Origin of the sequence: Gordonia sp. (in: high G+C Gram-positive bacteria) (assembly GCF_047606305.1) — a bacterium.
Classification (GTDB): Bacteria; Actinomycetota; Actinomycetes; order Mycobacteriales; family Mycobacteriaceae; genus Gordonia.
The window spans coordinates 23,981-49,140 of sequence record NZ_JASGER010000006.1 but is presented as its reverse complement, the minus strand read 5'-3'; the positions used below and the strand labels follow the sequence as shown (position 1 = coordinate 49,140).

At 70.0% G+C, this 25,160-nt stretch carries 19 protein-coding genes; 6 read left to right on the top strand and 13 right to left on the bottom strand.

The annotated features are described in order from the left end of the window. The 3 genes from QM634_RS00840 to QM634_RS00830 all read left to right on the top strand — a co-directional run. Positions 1-1,119, top strand: a 1,119-nt coding sequence (locus QM634_RS00840; protein ID WP_415040880.1) for a beta-propeller fold lactonase family protein, incomplete at its 5' end; no start/stop codon positions are given. 158 nt (positions 1,120-1,277) lie between these two features. Next, on the top strand, positions 1,278-2,420 hold the full coding sequence (locus tag QM634_RS00835) for a lactonase family protein (protein WP_415040879.1): 1,143 nt from the start codon (positions 1,278-1,280) through the stop codon (positions 2,418-2,420). A gap of 109 nt (positions 2,421-2,529) precedes the next feature. Next, complete coding sequence (locus QM634_RS00830; protein ID WP_415040878.1) at positions 2,530-4,107, top strand: sigma-54-dependent Fis family transcriptional regulator; 1,578 nt, start codon at positions 2,530-2,532, stop codon at positions 4,105-4,107. A gap of 10 nt (positions 4,108-4,117) precedes the next feature. On the opposite strand, the gene QM634_RS00825 is transcribed toward QM634_RS00830, so the two are convergent. The 8 genes from QM634_RS00825 to QM634_RS00790 all read right to left on the bottom strand — a co-directional run bounded on the left by QM634_RS00825 (position 4,118) and on the right by QM634_RS00790 (position 14,425). Next, positions 4,118-5,533 carry an MmgE/PrpD family protein gene (locus QM634_RS00825; RefSeq protein WP_415040877.1) on the bottom strand — a complete coding sequence of 472 codons (1,416 nt, stop codon included), beginning with the start codon at positions 5,531-5,533 and terminating at the stop codon, positions 4,118-4,120. 14 nt (positions 5,534-5,547) lie between these two features. Further along, positions 5,548-6,603: a zinc-dependent alcohol dehydrogenase family protein gene (locus QM634_RS00820; RefSeq protein ID WP_415040876.1), complete on the bottom strand. Its 1,056-nt coding sequence runs from the start codon at positions 6,601-6,603 to the stop codon at positions 5,548-5,550. 109 nt (positions 6,604-6,712) lie between these two features. Next, entirely contained in the window at positions 6,713-7,408 is a 696-nt protein-coding gene (locus QM634_RS00815) for a nitroreductase (RefSeq protein WP_415040875.1), read from the bottom strand. Next, entirely contained in the window at positions 7,405-8,913 is a 1,509-nt protein-coding gene (locus tag QM634_RS00810) for a sugar ABC transporter ATP-binding protein (protein WP_415040874.1), read from the bottom strand. The genes QM634_RS00815 and QM634_RS00810 overlap by 4 nt, the downstream gene beginning before the upstream one ends. Next, on the bottom strand, positions 8,910-10,022 hold the full coding sequence (locus QM634_RS00805; protein WP_415040873.1) for a hypothetical protein: 1,113 nt from the start codon (positions 10,020-10,022) through the stop codon (positions 8,910-8,912). The genes QM634_RS00810 and QM634_RS00805 overlap by 4 nt, the downstream gene beginning before the upstream one ends. After that, positions 10,019-12,220: an ABC transporter permease gene (locus QM634_RS00800; protein ID WP_415040872.1), complete on the bottom strand. Its 2,202-nt coding sequence runs from the start codon at positions 12,218-12,220 to the stop codon at positions 10,019-10,021. The genes QM634_RS00805 and QM634_RS00800 overlap by 4 nt, the downstream gene beginning before the upstream one ends. Positions 12,221-12,259: 39 nt before the next feature. Next, positions 12,260-13,327, bottom strand: a complete 1,068-nt coding sequence (locus tag QM634_RS00795) for a sugar ABC transporter substrate-binding protein (protein WP_415040871.1) — start codon at positions 13,325-13,327, stop codon at positions 12,260-12,262. A gap of 69 nt (positions 13,328-13,396) precedes the next feature. Next, positions 13,397-14,425, bottom strand: a complete 1,029-nt coding sequence (locus QM634_RS00790; protein WP_415040870.1) for an ABC transporter permease — start codon at positions 14,423-14,425, stop codon at positions 13,397-13,399. A 119-nt stretch (positions 14,426-14,544) separates the two neighbouring features. Here QM634_RS00790 and QM634_RS00785 point away from each other — a divergent pair, with 119 nt between their 5' ends. Continuing rightward, the gene (locus QM634_RS00785) at positions 14,545-15,642 is read left to right on the top strand and encodes a LuxR C-terminal-related transcriptional regulator (protein ID WP_415040869.1); all 1,098 of its coding nucleotides are present in this window, start codon (positions 14,545-14,547) and stop codon (positions 15,640-15,642) included. Between the two features lie 3 nt (positions 15,643-15,645). Here the strand turns inward: QM634_RS00785 and QM634_RS00780 are convergent, their stop codons facing one another. Together QM634_RS00780 and QM634_RS00775 are read right to left on the bottom strand one after the other, a co-directional pair. Beyond that, positions 15,646-16,710 (bottom strand): 2,3-butanediol dehydrogenase, encoded by a 1,065-nt coding sequence (locus tag QM634_RS00780; RefSeq protein ID WP_415040868.1) that lies wholly within the window; start codon positions 16,708-16,710, stop codon positions 15,646-15,648. A 44-nt stretch (positions 16,711-16,754) separates the two neighbouring features. Continuing rightward, entirely contained in the window at positions 16,755-17,840 is a 1,086-nt protein-coding gene (locus QM634_RS00775; protein WP_415040867.1) for an NAD(P)H-dependent flavin oxidoreductase, read from the bottom strand. Positions 17,841-18,009: 169 nt separating this feature from the next. Here QM634_RS00775 and QM634_RS00770 point away from each other — a divergent pair, with 169 nt between their 5' ends. After that, positions 18,010-19,173 (top strand): CaiB/BaiF CoA transferase family protein, encoded by a 1,164-nt coding sequence (locus QM634_RS00770; RefSeq protein ID WP_415040866.1) that lies wholly within the window; start codon positions 18,010-18,012, stop codon positions 19,171-19,173. A 1-nt stretch (position 19,174) separates the two neighbouring features. Here the strand turns inward: QM634_RS00770 and QM634_RS00765 are convergent, their stop codons facing one another. After that, positions 19,175-21,226, bottom strand: a complete 2,052-nt coding sequence (locus tag QM634_RS00765; protein WP_415040865.1) for an acetate--CoA ligase family protein — start codon at positions 21,224-21,226, stop codon at positions 19,175-19,177. A gap of 175 nt (positions 21,227-21,401) precedes the next feature. On the opposite strand from QM634_RS00765, the gene QM634_RS00760 reads away from it, so the two are divergent. Continuing rightward, positions 21,402-22,070: a TetR/AcrR family transcriptional regulator gene (locus QM634_RS00760; protein WP_415040864.1), complete on the top strand. Its 669-nt coding sequence runs from the start codon at positions 21,402-21,404 to the stop codon at positions 22,068-22,070. Here QM634_RS00760 and QM634_RS00755 read toward each other — a convergent pair whose 3' ends face one another. Next, on the bottom strand, positions 22,071-23,546 hold the full coding sequence (locus tag QM634_RS00755; RefSeq protein WP_415040863.1) for an aldehyde dehydrogenase family protein: 1,476 nt from the start codon (positions 23,544-23,546) through the stop codon (positions 22,071-22,073). 66 nt (positions 23,547-23,612) lie between these two features. Then, positions 23,613-25,157 carry a helix-turn-helix domain-containing protein gene (locus QM634_RS00750; RefSeq protein WP_415040862.1) on the bottom strand — a complete coding sequence of 515 codons (1,545 nt, stop codon included), beginning with the start codon at positions 25,155-25,157 and terminating at the stop codon, positions 23,613-23,615. Positions 25,158-25,160 lie beyond the last annotated feature (3 nt).

The window sequence follows — 25,160 nt, the reverse complement described above, 5'->3', positions numbered from 1 at the left end:
CTCCTCCGCCTCGTCGCCGCCGCGGTCACGGCCGGTGGCCTGGCCGCCGGGTCGGCCATCGCGCCACCCGTCCCGCCCACCGCCCAGGCGACGCCGGGCCGGCAGTACCTCGTCGTCGGCGGCACCCTCGAACCGGTGGCGGCGGTACTGGCCGTCAACGGACCGCGGATGACCCGCGTCGGCCGTCCGGTCCACACCGGCGCCGGATTCTCCCTCGGCGCGGTGCCGCACCCCAGCGGCAAGTTCGTCTACTTCACCGGGTATTCCTCGGGATCGCTGCGCGGATACCGGCTGCACGACAACGGCCGGCTGACGCCGGTGCCCGGCGCCTTCACACACCCCGGCGGTCCCGTCGTCGGGATCAGCTTCACCCCCGACGGCCGCTTCCTCTTCGCCGCGGCGGGGACGTCCTTCACCACGGAGATGCTGACCTACTCGGTGGCCCCGTCCGGCGCCCTGACGCTGCGGCACCGGACCATCGTTCCGGGTCCGGTGTCGGGCATGTCGATCCCGGTGACGTCCCCGGACGGCCGCCATCTGTTCGTGCCCAGCTGGATCCAGGGCACGATGGACTCCTACCGCATCGGTCCGAGCGGCTCGCTCTCCCGCGTGGGCACCCAGCAGTGGAGCGGCATCGGTCCCGCCCTCCCGTCCGTCTCCCCCAACGGCCGATACCTCTACATCACCAACGAGGGGCTGCAGACCATCTCCGGATGGCGGGTCGGGCGCGGCGGCGCGCTCACGCCGGTCGGGATGTTCTGGGCCGGACTCGGGCCGCACGGCTTGGCGATCCACCCGAACAGCCGCTACGTGTACTTCCCGATCGGTGGTCAGTTCCGCGTCGAGGGCCGTCGCATCCTGCCCGGCGGCGCACTCGCACCCCTCCCCGGCGGTTCCGCGGCGTTGCCGTTCGGCCACGCCCCCAGCCGGGTGGTGCTGAGCCCCGACGGCAAGTGGCTCTACGCGATCGGCGCCTCACTCCCGGCGGCCCGCGGCAGCGTCACGGCCTTCCGGGTGCTTCCGAGCGGGGCTCTGCGCCTGGCCGGCGGCCCGATCGACATCGGGATCATGGCCAACGACGGGGCCACGGCCTACCTCGCCACGCCTCCCGCCGGGTAGTCGCCGACCCCACCAACCACATCCGCACCGGGCCACCGGACGAAGTGTCCCGGATCTTGGACACTCGGCACCGCCCCGGACGGGCAGCATCCACTGCACGATCGGCCGACTGCGGCCGAGGGCACCCCGGTGTCCGGTACGTCTAACGGAGGTTTGTCTTGTCTCTCGCACCATCCCGCCGCCGCTTCGCCGCGACGTCGCTCACCGCCATCGTCACCGCGGGGCTGCTGGCCACCGGCGTCGGTGCCGGCGCCCACGCCGCCCCCGAGGTGGACAACGGCGGTCCGGAGTACATGCTCGTCGGCGGCACCGGGACGCCCAACGTCTCCGTGCTGCGGGTCGCCGGGCCGAAGATCTACAAGACCAGCGGCCCGATCTACACCGGTTCCGGATTCACCATGGGCGTCGTGCCGCACCCGAGTGGCAAATTCGTCTACATCTCGGGCACCGCGACCGGGACCATCAAGGGCTACCGGATGCACAGCAACGGCACCCTCACGCCGCTGCGCGGCGTCTTCAAGAATCCCGGCCCGGTGACCAGCGTCGAGATCACCCCCGACGGCAAGAACCTGTTCGCGACGGTCGGCACGATCGGCACGACGGTGACGACCTACGCGATCGACCAGAACACCGGCGGTCTGCGGCGCACCCACCGCACCGACCTGCCCGGCCCCGCGGGCGGACTGTCGATCCCGCACGTCACGCCGAACGGCAAGTTCCTGATCGCCTCGTCCTTCATCCAGGGGTCCCTCGACTCCTACCGGATCGGACCGACCGGCGGGCTGACCCACGTCGGCGGCCAGTACTTCAGCGGCCTGGGCCCGACGATGCCGGAGGTGACCCCGAACAACAAGTTCGTCTACGTCACCGCCGAGCAGACGCACAGCATCTCCGGGTTCCGGATCGGACGCAACGGGGCGCTCACCCCGCTCGGCTTCTCCTTCGCCGGGTTGATCCCGCACGGCATGGCGATCCACCCGAACAGTCGCTGGATGTACTTCCCCACCTCCGGGGGTCAGGGCATCGGTGCGCGCCGCATCCTGCCCAACGGTTCCCTCGCGCCGCTGCCCGGCGGCGATCAGCTGGCCCCGCTGGGCCACACGCCGGGCCTGGTGCGCATCACCGCCGACGGCAAGTGGCTGTACATGATCGACACCCTGTCGCTCAAGACCACGACCCACGTCACGGCCTACCGGATCCTGCCCAACGGCGCACTGCGGCAGGCGAGCGAGCCGGTCGACACCGGCGTGCGGTTCACCGACGGCGACAGCGCCAACATCGTCAGCCCGCCGGCCGGCTGATCGGGATCGGGAAGGCGGCGAGGAAACGGGGCGCGACCAGCGGGAGTGATGTGAACCGGAATTCTTATATATTGTGCGGTATCTCACGGCCGCACGGTACGGTAGAGCCGTGTCTACCCCGCTGAAGAACCCGGACATCACCGCGTCGTGGAAGCGCTCGGAGCTGTACGGCCTCGTCAGCGACGCCCCGCCCGCGCTGGTCGAGACGACGCTGACCCGCCGGACCACCCTCGAGCGGGCCGCCGAGCCGGTGCTCCAGCGCTTGGGCGCCGAGTTCGACGGCGCACCGATGACCGTCACCCTGGCCGATACCGAGGGCCGCATCCTCGACCTGCGCGCGACCGACCGCGCAGTCGAGGGTGCGGTTGCCTCGATGGGCCTGAAGCGCGGCGTGAGCCTGGCCGAGGACGTCGTCGGCACCAACTCGATCGGCACCGTCCTGGAGACCCGCAAGCCGATCATGCTCGAGGGCGCCGACCACTTCTTCGAGGCCTTCTCCGGCTTCACGTGCTTCGGCCACCCGATCTTCCACCCGGTGACGCGACGACTGGAGGGCGTCCTCAACGTCGGCGGCAGCAGCGCCGGCGACCACCGGTTCTTCCAGCCGATCGCCCGCCGCGTGATCACCGACATCGAGAACCAGCTGGCCCTCAACTCCCCCTTCGTCCAGGAGACGCTCCTCACCGCGTTCCACGCGAACGCCCGACGCCGCGGTGGCCCGGTCATGGTGATCGGCGAGGGACTCGTGCTGGCCAACCCGGATGCGCTGGACATCCTCGACCCGGTCGCGCATGCGGCCGTGCGCTCCATCGCCGAGGACGCCCGCGACGGCGGCGAGCACAGCGTGCTCCTGGCCTCCGGGGCGCGGCTGCGCTTCGCCTGCACCCCGGTGCCGGGCACGAGCGGGGTCGTCATCGACTTCCAGGAGGTCGAGCAGGACCTGCCGACCGGGCACCACGACGGACAGACCCTGACGTGGCCGGTCCTCGTGTGCGGCGAGGCCGGCTCCGGACGCACCACCGAGGCGACCCGTCTGGCCGGTGCGGGCTACGTGCTCCTGGACTCGGCCGAGGTCGTGGCCCGGGGCGAACGCGATTGGCTGGGCGTCGCCGAACGCGAGCTCGGGCGCGACGGCGGGGTGCTGGTCTTTGAGAACGTCGACCTGCTCGACACCTCACTCGCAACCCTCCTGGCCAAGCGGATCCACCGGTCGCGGCGCCGCGCGATCCTGACCGCGACGGGCGACCCGGAGACCCTGCACCCCTGCCTGCTCAGCGCCTCCCAGTCCCGCCGCACGCTCATCCCCCTGCGCCGCCGGCGCCAGGACATCCCCGGGCTCGCCAGCCAGATGCTCGTCGAGGAGTCCGGCGGAACGCGGGTGCGCCTCACCCCGGCGGCCATGCGCGCACTCGCCGACTGCACCTGGACCGGGAACCTGACCGAACTGCGCAGCGTGGTCCGCACGCTGGCACGGACCCGGTCGGCCGGTGACATCACCCCCGGCGATCTGCCCGACGCGTACCGGCGACAAGAATCCGCGCTCCCACCGCTGCAACGGGCCGAGCGCGACGTCATCATCAGCGCGATCCTCGCCGCGGACGGCAACAAGATGGCCGCCGCCCGCGCCCTGGGCGTGAGCCGGTCGACCCTCTACAACCGGATGCGCGCGCTCAAGATCGCGATGTGAGGGCCCGCGCTCAGCGCGGAGCCATCAGGTCGAGGATCGACCCGACCTTCGCCACGTCGGCCAGCTTGTACACGGCGTCGACGACGGCCTTCGCCTCGGCGTCGGCGACCACGCCGTCGACGTTGTGGGTGAACTTGGCGATGAGCTGTTCGTCGGTCATGTAGGTCTCCGGGTCCTTCGACGGCGACCCCTTCGGGTAGGCGCGCTCGCCGGTGAACACCTTGCCGCGGGCGCGGACCTCGACCTTGGACGCGCGCGCCGCCGGGTCCTTGGCCAGCGCCGCGGCGTGATCGGGGTGCGGCGCGAAGGTGCTGCGCTCGGTGAGTGCGAGCACCGACGGGCGGTTGACCGCCTCGGGGGTCTGCCACTGTTTGCCCGGCGGGATCCGGTGCGCGGCCATCGCCAGGCCGTGGGTCATCGAGAACTGCGCGTCGCGCGGGTTGGTGATGGTCTCGTTGGTCCACGTCGGCTGCTGCACGAAGCTCTCGCCCCACGCGGTGATCGACTCGATCTCCTCGGGCGCCAGGTCCTGTTCGTCGACGATCTCGGTGAGCGCGTCGAAGATCGCGTGCATGACCCGGCAGTGCGGGTACGGCTTGAACGACTGGAAGGGCGTGAAGGTCCACGTGTCGCCGAGGCCGTCGCCGATCGCCGCCGGCTCCCAGCGCCGGGTGCCGATGAACCGGGGCCAGCCGTACTCCCGGTCGTCGAGGATCTGCCGGTCGCCGGTGTGCCCCAGCTCGGCGAGATGCGCCGCCTGCAGCGCGGTGAGCGCCATCTGCCCGGCCAGCTGGTACTTGATGGTCGTCGACGGGGCGTGCATCATCCACGCCCGCTGCGAGTTCGTCGGCGACGTGCTCCCGGCGATGCCCAGCGCATCGGCCATCGTCTCGGCGTCGAAGCCCTTGATCTTCCCGACGGCCGCGGTCGCCCCGAAGATGGTGCTCGCGTAGCCGATGATCTTCGGGATGGTGACGACGCCGTCCTTCATGTCGCGCAGGTAGTCGGTGCACTTGCCGATGCGGAAGGACATCTCGTGCGCGACGGCGATCGCTTCGAGCAGCTGCTCCCCGGACGCCCCGAGCGCCTCGGCGACGGCGAGCGCCCCCGGCACCACATAAGGGGTGACGTGGCCCGGGGGCAGCACGGCGTCCTGGTCGAGCGCGTTGACCAGTTCGGCGTTGGCGAAGGCCGCACCGAGGTGCGACACCTTCTCCCCGGTGCCGATCACCGACGACTCCGGGGTGCCGGCACCGAGGATCCGGCCGAAGGCGACGCCCCGCTGGGCGCCGTCGTCGTCGAGCGAGGCCACCGCGCACCCGAGGGTGTCCAGCAGGATGCGCTGCGATTCGTGCACCACCTCGTCGGGCAGGTCCGCCGCCCGCACCCCGACGGCGAACCCGGCCAGTTGCTCGGTCAACGTCATACTCATCACTCCTGTCAGAACTCGATGACGGCCTTGCCGCCGGTCTGCTTGTCGAACTCCTCGTACGCCTTCACCGCGTCGTCGATGCTCCAGCGGTCGCTGAAGATCGCATCGACGTCGACGCCGTGGTCGGCGACGAATCGGGCGCAGTGGCCCATGCCGACGATGGAGAAGGTGTACGAGCCGATGATCGTGATCTGCCGGAAGATGACGTCCGGCGACGCCTCGAGGTTCAGCTCGTTGTTGATGCCGACGAGGACCACGCGGCCCCACCGGTCGACGCTGCGCACGGCGGCGGTCCGCGCCACCGTCGCACCGGAGCAGTCCAGCCCCATGGTGGCGCCCTTCCCGCCGGTGGCCTCCTTCACCGCGGCGACCGGGTCGGTCTCGGCCGAGTTGATGACCACCTCGGCGCCGAGTGCCTTCGCCTGGGCGAGGCGGTCCGGGGCGATGTCGACCGCCAGGACCCGCGCGCCCATCGCGCGGGCGAACTGCACCGCGGAGAGTCCGATCGGTCCCATGCCGTAGACCACGAGGGTGTCGGCGCCGGTGAGTTGGCCGCGCTGCAGGGCCGCGAAGGCGGTCCCGGTGCCACAGGCGATCGCGGCGCCGGCACTGAAGCTGACCTCGTCGGGCATCTTCACCAGCGTGCGCGCGGGCACCAGGATGTAGTCGGCGTGTCCCCCGTTGGCGGTCGCGCCGTAGATCTTCGCGCCCCGGTCGCACAGCTGGGTCCACCCGGTCCGACAACTGTCGCAGATGCCGCAGCCGTCGTAGTGGAAGACGATGACCCGGTCGCCGGGCGCGAAGGCGTCGACCCCCTCGCCGACCTCTTCGACGACGCCGCAGGGCTCGTGGCCAGCGATCAGGGCGGGCGGCTCGGCGTCACCGCCCTCGCGCAGGCCCATCGTCTTGAGGGCCGCACCGGCCGGCTCGCGGTAGAACTTGAGGTCGCTGCCACACAGGCCGGAGGCCTTGATGGCCACGACCACCTCGCCGGGGCCCGGCTTGGGATCGGGGAAGTCCTGCACCTCGACCTTGCGGTCACCGAGGAAAACCACACCACGCATTTCACTGCCTCCATCTGCTCCGGGGCGCTCACATCTCGCGAACGGTGTGATGTGCCCCATATTCTACATAATATATTTCTAGTTCTCCAGGTCACTCCCACCGACGACGTCAGCCGTCGACGAACGTCACCACCTCCGACAGCGGGGCCCGCGACGTCCGGTAGCCGTTCGCCGGATGATCCTCGTCGGCGTAGCCGAAGGAGATCGCCATCAGGATCTTGCGGTCCGACGGGATCTGGAAGTATTCGCGCAGGAACGGGCTCTGCATCGCCACCGCCGCCTGCGGGATCGCCGCGATGCCCCGGCTCTGCGCCGCATAGAGGAATGTCGCCGCGTAGAGGCCGGCGTCCACCGCCCCGTAGACCCGCTGCTCCGCGTCGGTCGTGATCAGCGCGACGTGCGGGGCGCCGAAGAAGCGGAAGTTCTCCGCCGCCTGGTGGGCCGACGCCACCCGGTCGCCGCGTCGCACCCCGACCGCCTCGTACAGTTGCCAGCCCGCCGTGCGGCGGCGCTCCCGGTAGACGCCGGTGTACTGCTCGGGACCGTCGAAATCCAGGACCTCGGGGGCGCCGCCGAGCACGTGCGCGTACAACGCCTCGCGCAGCCGGTCGGTCGCCGCCCCACTGGTGAGGATCACCTGCCAGGGCTGGGTGTTGCACCATGACGGCGCTCGCTGGGCGGTCTCCAGGAGGGCGACGACCTCCTCGCGCGGGACCTGGCGGGCGGCGAAGGCCCGACAGCTGTGCCGCGCGGCGAGCAGGCCGTCGAAGGCGGCGGCCTGCTCGCACGCTGCCGTCGGGATCAATGGACCGCCGCGAACATCAACCGGTCCTCGGTCGCCTCGTCCGGCGCGAACTCGGCGGCGATCGTCCCGTTCTTGGCCACCAGGATCCGGTCCGAGAGGGCCTGGATCTCCGGGATGTAGGAGGAGATGATGATGACCGCGACCCCGTCGTCGGCGAGCTCGCGCAGCTTGGCGTGGATCTCCGGGATGGTGCCCAGGTCGACACCGCGGGTCGGCTCGTCGATGATGGCGACGAGCGGCTTGCGGGTCAGGCCCTTGGCCAGCACGACCTTCTGCTGGTTGCCGCCGGACAGCTCCTCGACCGTGGCCTTGGCCGGCTCCAGCGTCTTCACGTCGAACAGCTCGACGTACTTGTCGGCGATCGCCGACCGCTCGCGGGGCCGGATGAACGGCTGCAGCCATTTCGCCGAGCACAGGTGCCCCAGGTAGATGTTCTGGGAGATCGACAGGTGGCTGAAGAAGCCCTCCCGCTTGCGGTCCTCGGTGACGTAGACGATGCCGTCCTTGCGGGCGTGCCGCGGGGTCCGGTACCGCACCTGTTTGCCGAGCAGCTTCACCTTGCCGCCGCGCAGACGACGACGCTTGGTGATCCCGGCGATGATCTGGGACACCTCGCTGCGACCGGCGCCGACCAGACCGTAGAGCCCGACGATCTCGCCCGCGTAGGCGGAGAACGCCATGTTGCGGACCACCGGGAGCAGGGTCAGGTCCTCGACCTGCAGCGTCGGCAGCGCGTCGCGCTCCCGGCCGGGCAGGACGCGGCCCATCTCGACGGTGCGCCCGACCATCATCCGGACGATCTTGTCGTGGGCGAAGTCGGGGCGGTCGACGGTTCCCTGCATCACGCCGTCGCGCAGCACGGTGATCCGGTCGGCCTGGTCGAAGGCCTCGTCGAGCATGTGGGTGATGAAGATGACGCCGATGCCGCTGTCGCGCAGGTGCTGCATCGACATGAACAGCTGCAGCCGCTCCTCGGGGGTCACCGACGCGGTCGGCTCGTCGAGGATGACGACCTTGGCGTTGCGGTGCACGGCACGCGCGATCTCGACCATCTGCTTCTGGCCGACGCCCAGCACGCCCGCCGCGACCTCCGGCCGGATGTGGAAGTTCAACGCCTCGAGGACCTCGCGCGCCTTGATGTTGAGCTTGCCGAGGTTGTTGAACACGTCCTCCTCGCCGAGGAAGAGGTTCTGCGCGACGGTCATGGTCTCGACCAGCGAACCCTCCTGGTAGACCATGGCGACGCCGGCCTCGGTGGAGTCGCGGGGGGTGTCGAAGTGCCGCTCGGTGCCGTCGACGACCAGTTCTCCACTGTCATGCGCGATGGCACCGGAGATGATCTTCACCAGCGTCGACTTGCCGGCGCCGTTCTCGCCCAGGAGGGCGTGGATCTCGCCGGGCCGCACGTCGAAGCTGACGTTGTCGAGCGCGTACGTCCCGCCGTAGCGCTTGCTCACGCCCTCCAGGGCGATCACCGGCGCCGTCGCGGTCTTGGTCTCGGTCATGAGCGCGTGTCCTTCTCGTTGTCGTCGGAGTTGGCGTCGAGTTGCAGGAGGTTGCCGTAGCCCTGGGCGGCGAGCACCACGACGCCGTCGTGGGCGGTGATACCGGTGATGCCGTGTCGGGGGCTGTCGACGCGCGCGTGCAGGCTGTCCACGACGCGACCGGACAGGCCGTCGACGCGGAAGGCGATGCCGCAGCTGCGGGCCGGGGCCCAGCTCTTGATCTCGCCCTCGGTGCGCAGCTGGCCCATCTGCAGGGTGTCGGTCATCGGGTTCTCGACGTAGAGGCGCGGGACGAACCACTCGCCCGGCGGAACGGTCGCCATCATCTCGCCGACGAACTCGGGCTCGTCGAGCAGCAGCTCGGTGACCCGGTTGCGGATGTAGGGCGCGGCGATCCACACGTCACCGCCGTCGATCGCCATGCGTCCGGGGAACAGCGGCAGGTTCTCGGCGACCGGGACCCCCTCGTGGCCGAGGGCGCCGGGGTCGCGGGCCTCGACCTTGTGGGCCAGGCTCTGCGCCAGCAGGATGCCGCCGTTGGTGCGCATCGCGACGCCCGACGGCCAGGCCAGCCCCTCCTGGACGATCCGGGTGGTGGCGCCGTTCACCTCGACGAGCGCACCGGTGCGGTCGTCGGTCAGCAGGGCGTTGGCCCACTGGTCACCACCGAGGGTCCGCGAGCCGACGGTGACGAACATCCGCCCGTCGCCGGTGGCGGCGATGTCGGTGATGGAGTGCGACACGATGTCGTCGGTGCAGATCTCGGTCACCGTGCCGCCGCCGTCGACCGAGACGATGCCCCGCCCGGAGACGGCCGCGATGAGCGCCGAACCGTCCACCGAGAGCGCGTTGACGCGCGCGCCGAGGTCGACGAGTTTCGTCGCCTTGCCGCCGGCCAACCGGTAAATCGCGTCCCCCGCGGAGAACACGATGCTGCCGTCCTCGGCCCGGTCGACGTCGTCGGGTCGGAGCGTGCGATCGGCGAGGAGTTCCCGTGCCCCGTCGATGCGGGTGTTGGCGCGCAGCCCGGCGTCCATCGGCGGGACGGTCCGGTGGTGCCCCCAGTTCGGGTTGATGAACTCCTTGACCGTGTCCATGAAGTTGCTCATGCGTGGACCTCCGCGGTCGCGGCCGCCGGCTTACCGGTCGGCGCCGCATTGTTGTCGATGGTGCCGACCTCGCTCGGGTCGAGCTTGGCCTTGCCGATGCGGTTGTTGCTGACGCCGCACAGGTAGAGGAACCCGTTCTGCTCCTTGACGCCGGTGACCATCGGGTAGTCCTCGAGCTCCTTGTCCCACAGCACCGAGAGGATCTCGCCGGCGTCGTTGAACTTGATGACGCAGGAGACGTTGAGTTGCGGGACGACCCAGTTGTCCAAGGACACCTCGCGGGTCATCCGGCGGCGCACCTCGGGGTGCCGGCTGAACAGGTCCGCCATCTGGGTGCGCAGGGCGACCAGCGGCATCCAGTAGTTGCCGTCCGACGACCGGCAGAGGTTGTCCGGGTAGCCGGGCAGGTTCTCCAACACGGGCTCGAGCTGCCCTTCCTTGGGACCGGAGATCCACAGCCGGTCGACGCGGCACAGGCCGGTCGAGCTGACCAGGATCGACTGTCCGTCGTGTGCGGTGACCACGCCGTTGGGGAAGACGTAGTTGGAGACCACGACCTCGGCCTTGCCGTCGGGGTCGATGCGGATCAGCCGGCCGTTGTCGCGGAACTCCACGAGTTCGAGCTGGAAGTCGGAGGTGTTGGACCGGGTCGAGAAGTCCGAGGCGTAGATGGAGCCGTCCGGCGCGATGTCCAGGTCGTCGATGGCGCGCAGGCCCGAGTCGTCGATCAGCGAGAACGGGCTGCGCTTGACCTGGGTCGACACGACGTCGTACTCGCCGGTGTGCGGGTCGACCCGGTAGACGCCGATGCCGCCGACCGCGACGATCAGATTCCCGTCGTGGTCCCACTTGTGGCCGCACGGGAAACCGCCGGTGCGGGAGAAGATCTCGCCCTCGGTGTCCTCGATGCCGTTGAACTTCCACACCCAGCCGCGACGATCGCCGCAGAAGACGTTGCCGTCGGCGTCGACGGCGCAGTCCTCGGCGCCGCGGATCTTGCCCAGTCCGACCGGCGGAGCGCCGGTCAGCTTGTTGTTGGGCGTCCAGATGGTGCCCGGCTTGGTGATGTCCTCGAGCGGACCGGGCTGCAGCTTGGCCGGGTCGATCTTCAGCTTCTCGACCGCGCGCTGGCGGTACTTGCCCCACTTGAGGTCGAGGATGGTGAAGACCAGCAGCACGATCGCGAGGATCACCGAGAAGGCCTGCCCCTCGGTGCCGACCGTCGCCTGCTGCAGGATCGCGACGACCGCGACACCGACCGTCGCGCGCAGCACCGAGCCGCGGCCGCCGGCCAGGCTGACCCCGCCGAGGACGACGGCGGTCAGCACGGTGATCTCCCACCCGGTGCCCATGTTCGGGTCGGTGCGGGAGTTGATCGTCTGGTAGATCAGGCCCGCGCCGCCCGCGAGGGCGCCGGAGAGCACATAGGTCCAGAAGGTGACCGCGGTGACCGGGATGCCGTTGCGGCGGGCCGACCGTCGGTCCGAGCCGGTCGCGGTGACCCACCAGCCCCAGCGGGAGCGGGTGAGCAGCAGGTGCGCGATCACGAGCGTGACCAGGAACAGGAACCAGCAGGTGTGCAGTCCCAGCACGCTGCCGTTGGCCAGGAAGTCCCACGTCGCGCTGGTCTGCCCGGTACCGGCCATCTCGGCCGAGTAGGCACTCTGCAGCGCGCGTGCGGCTCCGCCGAAGGTCACCAGGGTGACCAGGGTCGTGATGAACGGCCGCATCCGCACGATGGCGATGAAGAAGCCGTTGACGGCGCCCAGGAGGGCGCCGGCCACCGGCGCGAGGATCGCGACGAGCGTCGGGTTCCAGCCCCACGCGTGCCACGCGACCATCGCGCCGAGGCCGCAGAACGCGACGATTGAGCCGACTGACAGGTCGATGCCACCGCCGATCATCACGAAGGTCAAGCCAATCGCGATGAGCCCGTAGATGGCGACGTTGTCCATGATGAGCGGGGCGTTGTGGGCGCCGACGTTCGTCGTGGCGAGGACGAAGGCGGACAACACCAACGCCAGCACCAGGGGAACGGCACCTTCCATCCACCGCTTCTCGAACAACTCCGAGACGCTCCGGTAGCGGGCGAACCGGTCGAGGAACTTCCCGCCGGTGAGGGGGAAGGCGTCGATGCCTCGCCCCAGCGGTCCCCCGCCGGGGCTCAGTGACACCGACCCGTCAGTCGTGGTCGTCATGGTTACTCGTATCTCCTTAGAAGGCCCTGACGGCCGGTTCTACTTGCTGTGGTAGCAAGCGATCGTGGTGGTATCGACGTTGTTGCGGTCCACCGGGAAGGTGGTGGCCAGGCCGAACTTGTGGTCCGCGCCCGGCTTTTCGCCGCCGGCGAGCAGGTTCTGGACCGCGATGGCGGCCGCCGCACCGATGCCCTGGACGTCGTAGGCCGAGGTGGCCCGGATCGTGCCGTCCTTGATCGCGTCACACGTCTGGCTGTTGGCGTCCAGCGTGTACACGCCCACGTCACCGCCACCGCCGCGCGAGGCGGAGGTCTTGACCGACTGGCCGACGGTCACCGCGTTGACGTCGTAGAGCGGCATGATGGCGCACAGCCGGTTCTGGTGCTGCGAGAGCGCCGACTCGGCGGCCTTCTGGGCGGCCGGGTTCTGGTACAGCGTGTGGGTCACGTCGACCTTGAAACCCTTGGGCTCCATGGTGTCCTTGATGGACTTGTTCCACAGGACCGACGCCGGGTCGGTGCCGTTGCCGTCGAGAACGGCGACCTGCTTCGCGTCCGGCCGGGCCTGACAATCGGTCATCGCCCGCTCGGCCATCGCCTTGCCCGCCTTGTAGAGGTCGGGGCCGACGAAGACGTCGCCCAGCTTGGTCGTCATCTGGTTGATGACCACGACGTAGATGCCGGCCTTGGCGGCCTTCTCCACGGCGTTGTCGAGCAGGCCCTGGGCCTGGTTCATCACGATGATGACGTCGGCCGCCTTGCGGGCGATGAGGTCGTTCATCGTCTGGACCATGCGGTCGGGGGAGAAGTTCGCGTCGTACACCTTGTAGTCGGCACCGGCCGGGGTGAAGGTGCGCTCGAAGGTCGTGCCCCAGTTCTCGGCCAACGCGTAGCCCTTGAACAGCAGCGGCACGAAGGCGATCTTCTTGCCCTTGAGCTCGTCGTAGATCTTGGTCTGGGCATTGGCGACGTCGACCTGGCCCGAGGACCAGATGTTGTCGCCGCCGCCGGAGCCGCCCGAGGAGCTGCTGCCCGAGGAGCAACCGGCGATCGTGCCGGCCGCGAGGAGTGCTGTCGCCGCGGCGACGATGGACTTGCGGAACCGCATGGTGTTTCTCCTATGTGTTGTGCGATTGCTGTTTCGTGATGCTGGTCGGCGGTCGCGCCGCCGTCGGATCTAGAGTTCGCCTGATTTCTCGGTCTCCTCGTTTCGGGGATGCAGCCACGCGTCGAACGCGATGGCCGCGATGAGCACGCCGCCGCGGACGAGGTCCTTGATGGCGTCGGCCAAGCCGAACTTGGTGAGCAGGTTGTCCAGGACGCCGACGAGCAGCGCACCGCAGAGGACGCCGAAGATCGTGCCGCGGCCGCCGGAGAGGGAGACGCCGCCGATGACGACCACCGTCAGCGCGGTGAACAGGATCGGGGCGAAGGACTGGGTCACCGTCTGCGCGCTGCCCTGCACCGCGACCGCCACATAGCCGGCCAGCAGTGCCAGCACGGCGGAGATGACGTAGGTCATGACGACGAGCGGGCGCACCGGGGCGCCACTGGCCCGCGCGGTGTCCGGGTTGTCGCCCATGGCCCGGACCAGTGCACCGGGGGTGGTGAAGGAGATGAAGAACCAGGCGACGAGGAACACCAGGCCGGCGATGTACACCGACCGGGGCACGCCGAACATCGTGCCGTTGAGCCACTCGAACACCGAGCCGGCCGGCACGGTGTAGAGGTTCTCGGTGAACAGCAGCATCGTGATGGCGCCGAGCGCGATCATGCCCGTGGCGAGGGTGGCCATCAGCGCCGGCACTTCGACGAAGGCGACGAGCACGCCGTTGATCACGCCGATGACGACGGCGACCAGGAGTAGCAGCCCGATGGCCTCCCACTGGTTCATGCCGTCCTTCATCAGCGCCAGCGTCGCCTGACTGCCGGCCAGGCCGACGCCGGCCACCGAGAGGTCGATGCCCTTGCCCATCACGACGATCGCCTGGCCGACGGCCATGATCCCGAAGGCCGCGGACAGGCTCAGGATCGAGGTGAGGTTGCCGCGCGAGAGGAAGTTGTCGGCGGTCAGCGTGCCCAAGATCAGCAGGCCGACCGTGATCGCCAACACGAGATAGGCGTGGTTGACGGTGGACACACGCTGACGCAGGGACTGGCTGGGCGCCTTGGTCGACGGCGCCGGAGGGGCTTGCACTGTGGTCATGGATCGAAGTGTGGCTTGGGACACATATCGGCCACATCTGCCAGAAGTGTGATCTGGCATACATCCTTCGGCGGATACTGCATATAATGCATAACCAAGGCAAGACGAAGGACGAGGCCATGAGTTCCGCTGTACCGACCGACCCTGCCGTCATCGACGAGGAGGACCGCGCTGCACTCGGCGAGCTGCGCGAGCGCGCCGACGCGTTGCTCCCCGACGTGGAGCTACCCGCGGACGGACCGCCCCGGGTCCTGCTGCGCGACGTGTGGACCGGCGTCGTCGCCGAGATCAACCGGATCGCCCAGTCCCCCGGCGGCGGCCCGATCGGGGACCTCACCGATCTCCTCGGCCAAGTCCGCGCGCTGGAGGCCCGGTTGTACGACGCCCGCTACGCCCAGCAGGGCGTCCGCCTCTTCGACGTCCAGCGCGCCCTGAGTTCCCTGCGCGGGGCCCGCAGCCTCGACGAGCTGCACCAGCTGATCGCCGAGCAGGCGTGCACGCTCGGCTTCGACCGCGCCGGGGTGTCGAGCATCGACGAGGGCCGTTGGGACTTCCACACCATGTTCATCGAGAAGAACCCGGCGCTCGCGCGGGAGATGGTCTCGGCGGGCCAGAGTCATCGACCGCGTCTGGACAACACCCTCGTGGAGAACGACACCGTCGCCCGCAAGCGCCCGGTGCTGGTTTACGACGTGCAGGAGAACCCGCGCGTGAACCAGGCGCTCACCGATATCTCCGGGTGCACGTCGTACGCGGTCGCCCCGATCCGCGTCGACGGCAACGTCGTCGGCCTCATCCACGCGGACGCGTTCTACGCCAAGCGCATGGTGGACAGCTCCGACAGCGCCATCCTCGATCTCTACGCCGAGGGCGTCGGCCACGCGATGGCCCGGGTCTCGCTCGAGTCCAAGCTCGCCGCCCTGCGCTCGAGCGTCGACGACCTCCTCGAGTTCAACCCGCGCGCGGCCACCCCGATCCGGCCCCGTTACGCCGAAGCGGCCGCCCCGCCGGAGCCGGTGGAGGCGCTGTCCCCGCGCGAGGTCGAGGTGATGGAGCTGATCGCCAGCGGCGCCACCAACCGGATCATCGCCTCCCGGCTGTGCATCAGCGAGGGGACGGTCAAGACCCACATCTCGCACATCCTGCGCAAGATCGATGTCGGCAACCGTGCGGAGGCCGTGTCCTACTGGCTCCGGCGGCAGCACGCCGCCGAGTAGCGATCAGAACTCGACGACCATCTTGATCTGGTCGTCCTTGTGCTTCTCCAGGTACTCCAGGCCGTCGGTGACGAAGTTGTCGGCCTTGACGCGGCTGGTGATGAACGGGCCGAGGTCGATCTTCCCGTCCTGGACCATCTTGATGGCTCCGGGGAAGGCGTTCGCGTAGCCGACCGAACCGGCCATGGTGAGTTCCTTGAACAGCATGGTGACCAGGTCGATGGGCACCGGCTCGGTGTGCACGCCGAGAATCTCGAGGTGCCCGCCGATCTTGAGTGCATTGATCAGCGGTTCGACGATCGCGCCGACGCCGACGCACTCGTAGGCGATGTCGACGCCCTCTCCGTCGGTCATCTCGGCCACGATCGCCTGCAGATCCTCCGACCCCGGGTCGACGACCCGGTCGGCGACGCCGGCTTCTTCGGCGAACGCGCGCCGATTGGCGGCCAGCTCGGTGATGATCACCTTTGCACCGACGCCCTTGGCGACCGCGGCGGTCAGCAGCCCCACCGGTCCGGCACCTCCGACGAGGACGACGTCACCGGCCTTCGCACCGGACTTCGTGACGCCGTGGTAGCCGACGCACAGCGGGTCGAACAGGGCGGCCTGGTCCAGCGGGATGTCGCCGATCGGGTGCGCCTTCTCTGCGGGCACCGAGATCAGCTCGGAAAGACCGCCGCCCCCGCCGGAGATGCCCAGGCAGGCCATCTTCCCGCAGGCGTTGTAGCGACCGGCCTTGCAGGCGGTGCACTCGCCGCAGCCGCTGACCGGGTCGATGGCCACCGGGTCGCCGGGCTTGAGGCCGGTGACGCCCTCGCCGACCTCGACGATGGTGCCGGAGAACTCGTGGCCCAGGGTGACCGGCAGGGTCTCACCGGTCAGCGGGTGCGGCTCGGTGTCGCTCGCCGGCGAGTTCGGCGGGATGGGACCGTGGAAGTACAGGTGCAGGTCCGACCCGCACAGTCCGGTGAACGCGGGCTTGACCAGCACGCGTCCGGGCCCGATGGTCGGCTCGGGCACGTCCTCCATGCGGACGTCGCCCTTGCCGTAGTAGCGCAGCGCCTTCATCTGTCACTCCTTGTTGTCGTCGGTTTGTGGATCGTGGCGCGGGGTCACGCCGAGTACTCGAATCGTTTCTTCGCCTCGTCCAGGGCCGTCACGGTCTCCGCGACGAGGCGGTCCAGGACCTCACCGGCCGGCGAGATGTCGCGGATCAGTCCGGAGCCCTGGCCGGCGGGCAGCGCCTGCTGGTCCTTGAGGTCGGCCGCCGCCGCGGCGAAGCGCACCGGGCTGATCGCGACCCGCTGGCGGGGGTAGCCCAGGAGCTGGTCCTCCCGACCGGCCCACACGTCGGTGAACCGGTTCTGCAACTGCCGGACGTAGAGGCCGTCGAAGATCAGCGACCGGATGGTGGTGTCGTGGTCGGCCTCCACAATCGACTCCTTGTAGTTGCGGCCCACGCTGCTCTCGTCGGTGTTGATGAAGCGGGTGCCGACCCAGGCACCCACGGCGCCCTGGGTGAGCACGGCGGCGATCTGCGCGCCGGTCACCAGGCCGCCGGCGGCCACGACGGGGACGGTCGAGAAGTCCAGGACCTCCTGCAGCAGGGTGATCAGCCCGACATCGCCGGTGTGGCCGCCACCCTCGGTGCCCTGCACGACCACGACGTCGGTGCCGCTGGCGATCGCGCGCTTGGCGTGGCTGGCCCGGCCGACCATCGAGATGGTCTTGGCGCCCCAGCTGTGTGCGTGCTCGACGGCCCACTCCGGGGTGCCCAGGGCACAGGCGATGACCTCGACGCCGTACTTCTCGCAGATCGCCATCTTCGCCTTGGCATCCTCGATGCCCATCGCCTTGTCGTCGACCGCCTTGACGTCGACACCCAGCCCGCGGACCTCCTCCTCGAGCTCCCTGATCGGGTCCGGGATCTCGTCGGCGGGGACGGGCTCGGGGTTCTGCGGCGCGCGGGGCGGGAAGCCGATGTCGACGCACACGGGCTTGTCGGTGATCGATCGGACGAGCTTGATCTCCTCCTCGACCCGCTCCGGGCTCGGCGAGATCGCGGCGATCGTCCCCAGTCCCCCGGCCTTCGACACCGCGGCGGCGAGCGGGCCGAAAGCGACACCCCCCATACCGGCCTGCAGGATCGGGTACTCGATGCCGAACAGGTCGCAGAGCTCGGTCTTCAGGGTTGCCATCGGGAGCCTTTCTCACTCGTCATCGCCACTGCGGCGTGCACTTTCTAACGGAATAGTCGAATTAGTTATAGAAGAGAAGATAGATTAGGCCCGCACCGCACACAACGGTTTTCGACAGATCCGGGCAACAGAATCCACCGCGCCCGGTCGCACACGAGGGAGGTCGGCGATGGGGCCGCTGGACGGGATCAAGGTCGTGGAGGTCGGGTCGATCGGGCCCGGCCCGTGGTGCGCCATGATGCTCAGCGACATGGGCGCCGAGGTCATCCGCGTCGACCGCGCCGACCGGGCACGTGCACACCGGTCGGACTCGCCGCCGCCGATCGACTTCGCGAACCGGCGGGGACGCCGCTCGGTGGCGGTCGACCTGAAGAACCCCGCCGGCGTCCAGGCGGTCCTGCGGCTCGCCGAGGGCGCCGACGCGATGATCGAGGGCTTCCGACCGGGCGTCGCCGAACGCCTCGGAATCGGGCCCGACGAGGCGCTGGGCCGCAACCCGCGGCTCGTCTACGGCCGAATGACCGGATGGGGGCAGGACGGGCCGATGGCGCAGGTGCCCGGCCACGACATCAACTACCTGGCGCTCACCGGCCTGCTGCACACCATCGGCCCCAAGGAGCGGCCGATGCCCCCGCTGAACCTCGTCGGTGACTTCGGTGGCGGCGGGATGCTGTTGGCGTTCGGCGTCGTCGCCGGGATCGTGTCGGCGGGGCGGACCGGCCGCGGGCAGGTCGTCGACGCGGCGATGCTCGACGGCGCGGCACTGCTCGGCGGACTGGTCCACGGGTTGAGCCAGATCGACCGGTGGAAGGACGAGCGGGAGAGCAACCGCCACGACGGCGGTGCGCCCTTCTACAACACGTACGAGACCGCGGACGGGCGGTTCGTGGCCGTCGCCGCGAACGAACCGCAGTTCTACCGGGCGATGGTCGAGACGCTCGGACTCGACCCGGACGATCTGCCCGCCCAGGGCGACGAGTCCACCTGGCCGCAGGTGCGCGCGCGGTTCGCCGAGGTGTTCAAGACCAAGACCCGCGACGAGTGGGACGCGGTCTTCGCAGGAGTGGAGACCTGCTACACGCCGGTGTTGACCCTGGCCGAGGCCCGCACAAACGCCCACAACACGAGCCGCGGCGTCTTCGTTGAGCACGACGGCATCGAGCAGCCCGCTCCCGCGCCGCGGTTCGCGGCGACTCCGGGTGCGATCGCCGGTCCGGCGCCGCACCCCGGTCAACACTCCACCGACGTGCTCACGCGCTGGGGCTTCACCGACGACGAGGTGCGCGAGCTCGTCGAGGTCGGCGCGGTCGTCGACACCGCGACGCCCGGCTGAGTCAGCGACCCTGCGCCAGGCGCGCCGCCCGAATCATCCGCGCGGGGTCGTCGAAGACGGGGATGCCCCGGTCGCGCAACAGGCCCAGCCCCTTCGGCGCCAATTCGGCCGCGATCGTCCAGGACACCAGCACCGGTTTGTCGCTGGCGTCAACCGCGGCGACGACCTGCGACGCGATCTCCTCGGCCATGGGGTCGGCGACGGTGGTGACCAGGACCGCGACGGCGTCGGCGTCGTCGGAGGCCAGGATGTGCTCGAGCGTCGTGCCGTAGATGCTCGGATCGGCACTCACGCGGCCGGTGACGTCGACCGGATTGCCGATGGCCGCGTAGTCGGGCAGGACCCCGCCGATCTTCGCCTGCAGCGCCTTGCCGAAGACCGGGACCTCGAACCCGGTCTGGGTGCACAGGTCGGCGAGCATCGAACAGGCGCCGCCGGAGGTCGAGACGATGCCGATCTTGGTGCCCGTCGGCAGGCCGCCGCCGGCGTCGCAGAGGACCAGGGCGTCCAGGAGTTCGGTGATCGTGTCGACGGGGTTGGCGCCGGCCCGTCTGAGCAGTGCCTCGTACACGGCATAGTCGCCGGCGATGCTGCCGGTGTGCGACTGGACCGCGCGGGCGCCGACATCGGTGCGCCCGACCTTCAGCACGAGGACGGTCTTGCCCGCACGCTTCGCCTTGGCGATCGAGTCGAGCAGTTTGCGGCCGTCGCCGGCGCCCTCGAGGACCACCGCGATCGCATCGGTGGTGTCGTGGTCGGCGAGATGGTCGATGTAGTCGGCGATCGACAGGGTCGCCTGGTTGCCGACGCTGATGAAGTGGCTGAGGCCGATGCCCCGCTCCCAGGCCTGCGAGGACAGGCTGCCACCCAGGGCCCCGCTCTGGGCGACGAGGGCGACCCGCCCGCGCGGGATCTGCGCCATGCTCTGCGCCTGCGAGAAACACACGTGCACGCCGCTGCCCGGGCTCATCACCCCGACCGTGTTGGGACCGCACAGCGCTATCCGGTGTTTGCGCGCGACGGCGGCCAGTTCGCGCTCGGCCACACGGTCGCCGACCTCGGCGAACCCCGAGCTCATCACGACGGCGGCGGGAACGCCGATCCCCCCGCACTGGTCCAGGATGTCGACGCACGACTGCGCCGGGACCGCGATACACGCGAGGTCGACCGAACCGGCGGGCAGGTCGGCGATACTGCGCACCGCCGGGTACCCCTCGACCTGCGTCGCCGACGGGTGCACGACCCGCACCTCGCCGGCATAGCCGTGCTGGCGCAGGTACTGCAACACCCGGTTACCCGGTTGCAGGGCCGTCGCGCTGGCCCCGATCACCAGGATCGACTCGGGCTCCAACAGCGCGTGCAGGTCGTAGTCCGGCAGGGGTTCGGCCTCGGCGGTGTCCCCGACCGGCTCCACCGCCATCCGCGCGTCGACCACCAGGGGTCCGCTGCTCGTCACGACGAGCGGATTGAGGTCCGCCTCGACGAGTCCCGGCTCGCGCTGGGGCAGGGTCGAGGCGGCGGCGATGACCTCGGCGACCTCGCGGGTGACGTCGGGTTGGCCGCGGAAGGACCCGAGAGCACGTCCCAGGGTCGTGCCGAGCAGCAGGTCGTGCGCCTCGTCGACCGTCAGCGGGCAGGTGGCGATCGCCCGCTCGGGGAGGAGCTCGACCAGGCTGCCCCCGGCGCCGACGATGATGATCGGTCCGAAGGTCTCGTCGCGCTTGAGCCCGATGAACACCTCGGGACGCGCGGTGTCGACCATCTGCTGCACGAGAATCTGCCACGCGTGCTCGTCCAGCCGCTGGTCCCGTGCGACAGCGGCGAGGCGGGCCGCCGCCGACGCGGCGTCGGCCTCGGTGGCGATGTCGAGGATGACCGCCCCGACGTCGGCCTTGTGGACGATGCTGCGGCTGATCAGCTTCATCACGACCGGCCCGTCGATCGTCGCGGCCGCGGCCACCGCCTCGTCCGGCCCGTCGACCAACCTCTCCCCGGCCACCGGGACACCGGCCTCGCCGAGCCGGTCGGCCAGCGCAGGGTAATCGAGCAGCATGGTGGCAGTCTCCTCCACGTCACGGAATCGGGACAGGCCCAAGCGCCTGTGGCCCACTCCCTAATTCTAACGTTTTGTTTGATTCTGTCGCGCCTTTTCCCCGGTATTTCCCGGTGCCGATAGGGTGAGGGGCGCGCTCGGCTCGACGGCCGATCGACCAAGCAGGAGGGTTGCCGTGTCCACGACCAGGTCCGAGAGCGGTACGCCGGCCCCGGCGCCGGCGACCCGCTCCCGAGCGAAGTCGGAGGCCACCCGCGCGCGGATCATCGCCGCCGCCGGGCGGGTGCTCGCCGACCGCGGCTACGAGCAGACCCGGATCTCCGCGATCGCGCAGGCCGCCGGGCTGCGGACCGCCAGCCTCTACTACTACTACTCATCCAAGGAGGAGCTGGTCGAACAGGCGCTGGCGGAGGCCGTCACCGCGTCCCATCGTCGAGTGCGCGAGGCCGTGGAGGCCCTCGGCCCGGACGCGACCGCGGGAGAACGGCTGTTCGCGGCGACGCGCACCTTCGTCGACGCGCGGATCGAGTTGGGCAGTTCCTCCTCGCCGGCGCACATCCGCAACTATCGCGCGCTCCCGCGGCCCGTTCGCGAGCGACTGCGGCCCCATCTGGAGGAATTCTCCGCGCTGTGGGACCGGCTCGTCGCCGATGCGATCGCCGAGGGCGCCATCCGCGACGACATCGACCCCTTCGACCTGCACCTGTTCGTGGTCCACACCGCCGAGCAGCTGTCCAAGTGGCCGGACCACCCGGAGCGGCCGCAGAGCGAGGTCGCCGACACGATGTTCCGGTTGATGCTCACCGGCATCGTCGGGCCCGGAAACGGCACGTCGCAGGGCTGATCAGGCCCACATCCGGGTCACGACCGACTTCGTCTCGAGGAACTCGGCGATCCCCTCGGGTCCACACTCGCGACCCCAGCCCGACTGCTTGTAACCGCCGATCGGCAGCTGCACCCCGCCCGCGCGGTGGATGTTGATGTTGACCCGCCCGGCCTTCAGCTTGCGCGCCACGGTGAGCGCGTTGTTGATGTCGCGGGTCCACACACTCGACGCCAGCCCGTAGGAGGAGTCGTTCGCGAGCGCAACGGCCTCGTCGACGTCGGCGTAGGACACGACCCCCAGCACCGGCCCGAAGATCTCCTCCCGCACGACGGTCATCGACGGGTCGACGTCGGTCAGGACCGTCGGCTCGTAGTAGTAGCCCTTCTCGCCGAGGCGCCGGCCGCCGGTGAGGACCGTGGCACCCTGCTCCCGACCCGCGGCGACGTAGCCCTCGACCCGTTCGAGCTGGCGCCGTGACACCAGCGGTCCGAGTTCGACGCCGGGATCGGTGCGGTAGCCGACCTTCATCGCCCGGCTCGCCGCGGCGACTCCGTCGGCGACCTCGGCCGCGATGTCCTCGTGCACCAGCAGCCGGGTACCGGCGGTGCAGATCTGCCCGGAGTTCCAGAACATGCCGACCGCCAGCGCCGGGACCGCCGCCTCGATGTCGGCGTCGGGCAGCACGATCATCGGTGATTTGCCGCCCAGCTCGAGCGAGAGCTTCTTGAGGTTGCCCGCGGCCGCTTGGACGATCTGCTTGCCCACCGCGGTGGACCCGGTGAAGCTGACCTTGTCGACGTCGGCGTGGGCGGTGAGCGCCGCGCCGACGACGGGCCCGCTCCCCGGGACCACGTTGACGACGCCGGCCGGGATACCCGCCGCGAGGGCGAGTCCGCCGAGTGCCAACGTCGACAGCGGCGCCTCCTCGGAGGGCTTGAGGACAGTCGTACAGCCGGCCGCCAGCGCGGGCGCCAGCTTCATCGCGTTGCCGATCATCGGTGCGTTCCACGAGGTGATCAGCGCCGCGACCCCGACCGGCTCCTTGCGGGTGAACCCTTGGAACCGCATCTGCGCCGGGCCGATCTCCGCACTGACGCCGTAGACCTTGTCCGCCCATCCCGCGAAGTAGCGGTACATGTTGACCGCCTCGGCGATCATCGCCTGTGCCGTCGGCTCGGGCATGCCGACGTCCAGACTCTCCAAGCGGGCGAGTTCGTCGACGTTCTCGGCGATCAGATCCGACAACCGCCACATCGTCGCGGAGCGTTGCTGCGCCGACATACCCATCCACCGCTCTTGCACGTGGGCGGCGCGCGCGGCCGCCACGGCGCGGTCGACGTCGGCGGGTGACCCCAGGGCCACGGCGCCCACCTGTTCCTCGGTGCCCGGATCGATCACCGGGAGCGTTCTGCCGTCTGCCGACGGCACCCACTCGCCGTCGATCAGCATGGATCCGTCGTGCACCAGCGGGCCGAAAGCCGAATTCTCCGTCATGCGTCGAACGCTAACGTGACTCAGGCCACACGAGGGTCCAGCCTTTTGCACACCGGCGCGCCACTCTCACGCGGTGATCTTCAGCGACCGCATCCGGTTGTAGAGGGTCGAGCGGCTGATCCCGAGGCGTGCGGCGGCCCGCTGCCGGTTGCCGCCCGACGCGGCGATCGCATCTTCGATGGCCTCGCGCTCGGCGCGGCGCAGCGGCGACTCTCCGACGCCGACGTGACGATGCGTCTCGGGCAGGTCGGCGACGGTGAGGTCACCGGCCGACCGCTTGCGCGCCACGCCGTCGACGACCCGGCGCAGCTCGGTCAGATTGCCCGGCCACGGTTGTGCCGAGAGTGCGTCGAGGGCCTGCGGGGTGAACCGCAGTCCGGCCAGCGGCGCGGCGCGGCTGAGCATCTCGCGTGCCAGTCGGGGGATGTCGTGGCTGCGCCGGCGCAGCGGGACGAGCTCCTCACGATCGGCACAGACCGCGACGAGGGCCGCGTGGTCCTCGCGCAGGTGCTCGCCCGGCGTCGTGGTGAGCACGACCGGGCGGCGCGCCCGCGCAACCGCGCGGGCGAGAAGGGTCGCACTCGCCTCGGACAGCAGTTGGACGTTCTCGACGACCACCGGCGCACTGCCCGTCTCGAGCAGTCCGGCGGCGCCGTCGGTCCAACCGCGCTCCCCCTCGCGGACCACGTCCGCCGCATCGGTGACGACCGGCCGCTCACCGGCCAACTCGACCGCCCGGTGGGTCCGGCCGCTGCCCACCTCGCCGACGATCAACAGCGGGAAGGCGATCGCGCTCTCCGACTCCCGCCGCCGCTGCCTGCGGCCGACGCCGACCATCTCCAGCAGGCTCCCGTCGACCCCGTCCACCCCGCTGCACCGCAGGTCGACCGAGACGCCGGAGGCGAGCGTGTAGCGGAATGATGCCGGGGTCGAGCGGGCACCGCAGTCGCGCGCGTAGGCGCGCAGCGCCGCATGGTCGTCCGGCCCGATCATGTCCAGCGCCGTGGGGGTCGCCAGGATCAGCCCGTTGGTGACGGCCACGACCGCCCGCGATTTCCCCTGCGCCGCGGTCCGGAACGCCGCGAACAGTCGTCGGTGCGCGCTCGGCGAGGTCGCGTGCAGCACGTCGGCCACCTCCCCGGCGAGGCGCTTGGCGAGCATCGGGTAGTAACCGTTCTCCGCCTCGGCCGGCCCGCCCAGCACCATGACGCCCTCGAGGCGTCGGGTGATCGGGTGGATGATCGGCTCGCCGTAGCAGGAGAAGTCGTGGAAGGACTGCAGGCCGTGCTCGGGCCCGCGGACGAACACACCGGCGCGGAGCTCGACCGGCGTCCCGATCGCGTTGACGCCGATTTCGTCCTCGGCCAGCACGACCCCCGGGCGCATGCCGAGTTCGCCCATCCCGTCCAACAGCACGTGCGCACCGTCGAAGGTCACCGCCCGCGCCTGGTGGTCGCCGGCCAGCAGCACCAGCGGCGCACCGTCGAGGTCGCCGACCGCCTTGGCGATCACCGACGTCACGGCGTCGCCGTAGGGCGTCTGCGCGACGCCGTCGGGATCGGATCGGAACCCGCCGATCGCCGTCGGGACTCGGTCAACGGTCATGCTCATGGT

Bases quoted from the DNA above. Each gene is read 5' to 3' on its own strand.
- QM634_RS00825 (WP_415040877.1), bottom strand. From the start codon at position 5,533: ATGACGTTGACCGAGCAACTGGCCGGGTTCGCCGTCGGGGTGCGGGCG.
- QM634_RS00820 (WP_415040876.1), bottom strand. From the start codon at position 6,603: ATGCGTGGTGTGGTTTTCCTCGGTGACCGCAAGGTCGAGGTGCAGGAC.
- QM634_RS00810 (WP_415040874.1), bottom strand. From the start codon at position 8,913: ATGACCGAGACCAAGACCGCGACGGCGCCGGTGATCGCCCTGGAGGGC.
- QM634_RS00805 (WP_415040873.1), bottom strand. From the start codon at position 10,022: ATGAGCAACTTCATGGACACGGTCAAGGAGTTCATCAACCCGAACTGG.
- QM634_RS00800 (WP_415040872.1), bottom strand. From the start codon at position 12,220: ATGACGACCACGACTGACGGGTCGGTGTCACTGAGCCCCGGCGGGGGA.
- QM634_RS00795 (WP_415040871.1), bottom strand. From the start codon at position 13,327: ATGCGGTTCCGCAAGTCCATCGTCGCCGCGGCGACAGCACTCCTCGCG.
- QM634_RS00790 (WP_415040870.1), bottom strand. From the start codon at position 14,425: ATGACCACAGTGCAAGCCCCTCCGGCGCCGTCGACCAAGGCGCCCAGC.
- QM634_RS00785 (WP_415040869.1), top strand. From the start codon at position 14,545: ATGAGTTCCGCTGTACCGACCGACCCTGCCGTCATCGACGAGGAGGAC.
- QM634_RS00780 (WP_415040868.1), bottom strand. From the start codon at position 16,710: ATGAAGGCGCTGCGCTACTACGGCAAGGGCGACGTCCGCATGGAGGAC.
- QM634_RS00775 (WP_415040867.1), bottom strand. From the start codon at position 17,840: ATGGCAACCCTGAAGACCGAGCTCTGCGACCTGTTCGGCATCGAGTAC.
- QM634_RS00770 (WP_415040866.1), top strand. From the start codon at position 18,010: ATGGGGCCGCTGGACGGGATCAAGGTCGTGGAGGTCGGGTCGATCGGG.
- QM634_RS00765 (WP_415040865.1), bottom strand. From the start codon at position 21,226: ATGCTGCTCGATTACCCTGCGCTGGCCGACCGGCTCGGCGAGGCCGGT.
- QM634_RS00755 (WP_415040863.1), bottom strand. From the start codon at position 23,546: ATGACGGAGAATTCGGCTTTCGGCCCGCTGGTGCACGACGGATCCATG.
- QM634_RS00750 (WP_415040862.1), bottom strand. From the start codon at position 25,157: ATGAGCATGACCGTTGACCGAGTCCCGACGGCGATCGGCGGGTTCCGA.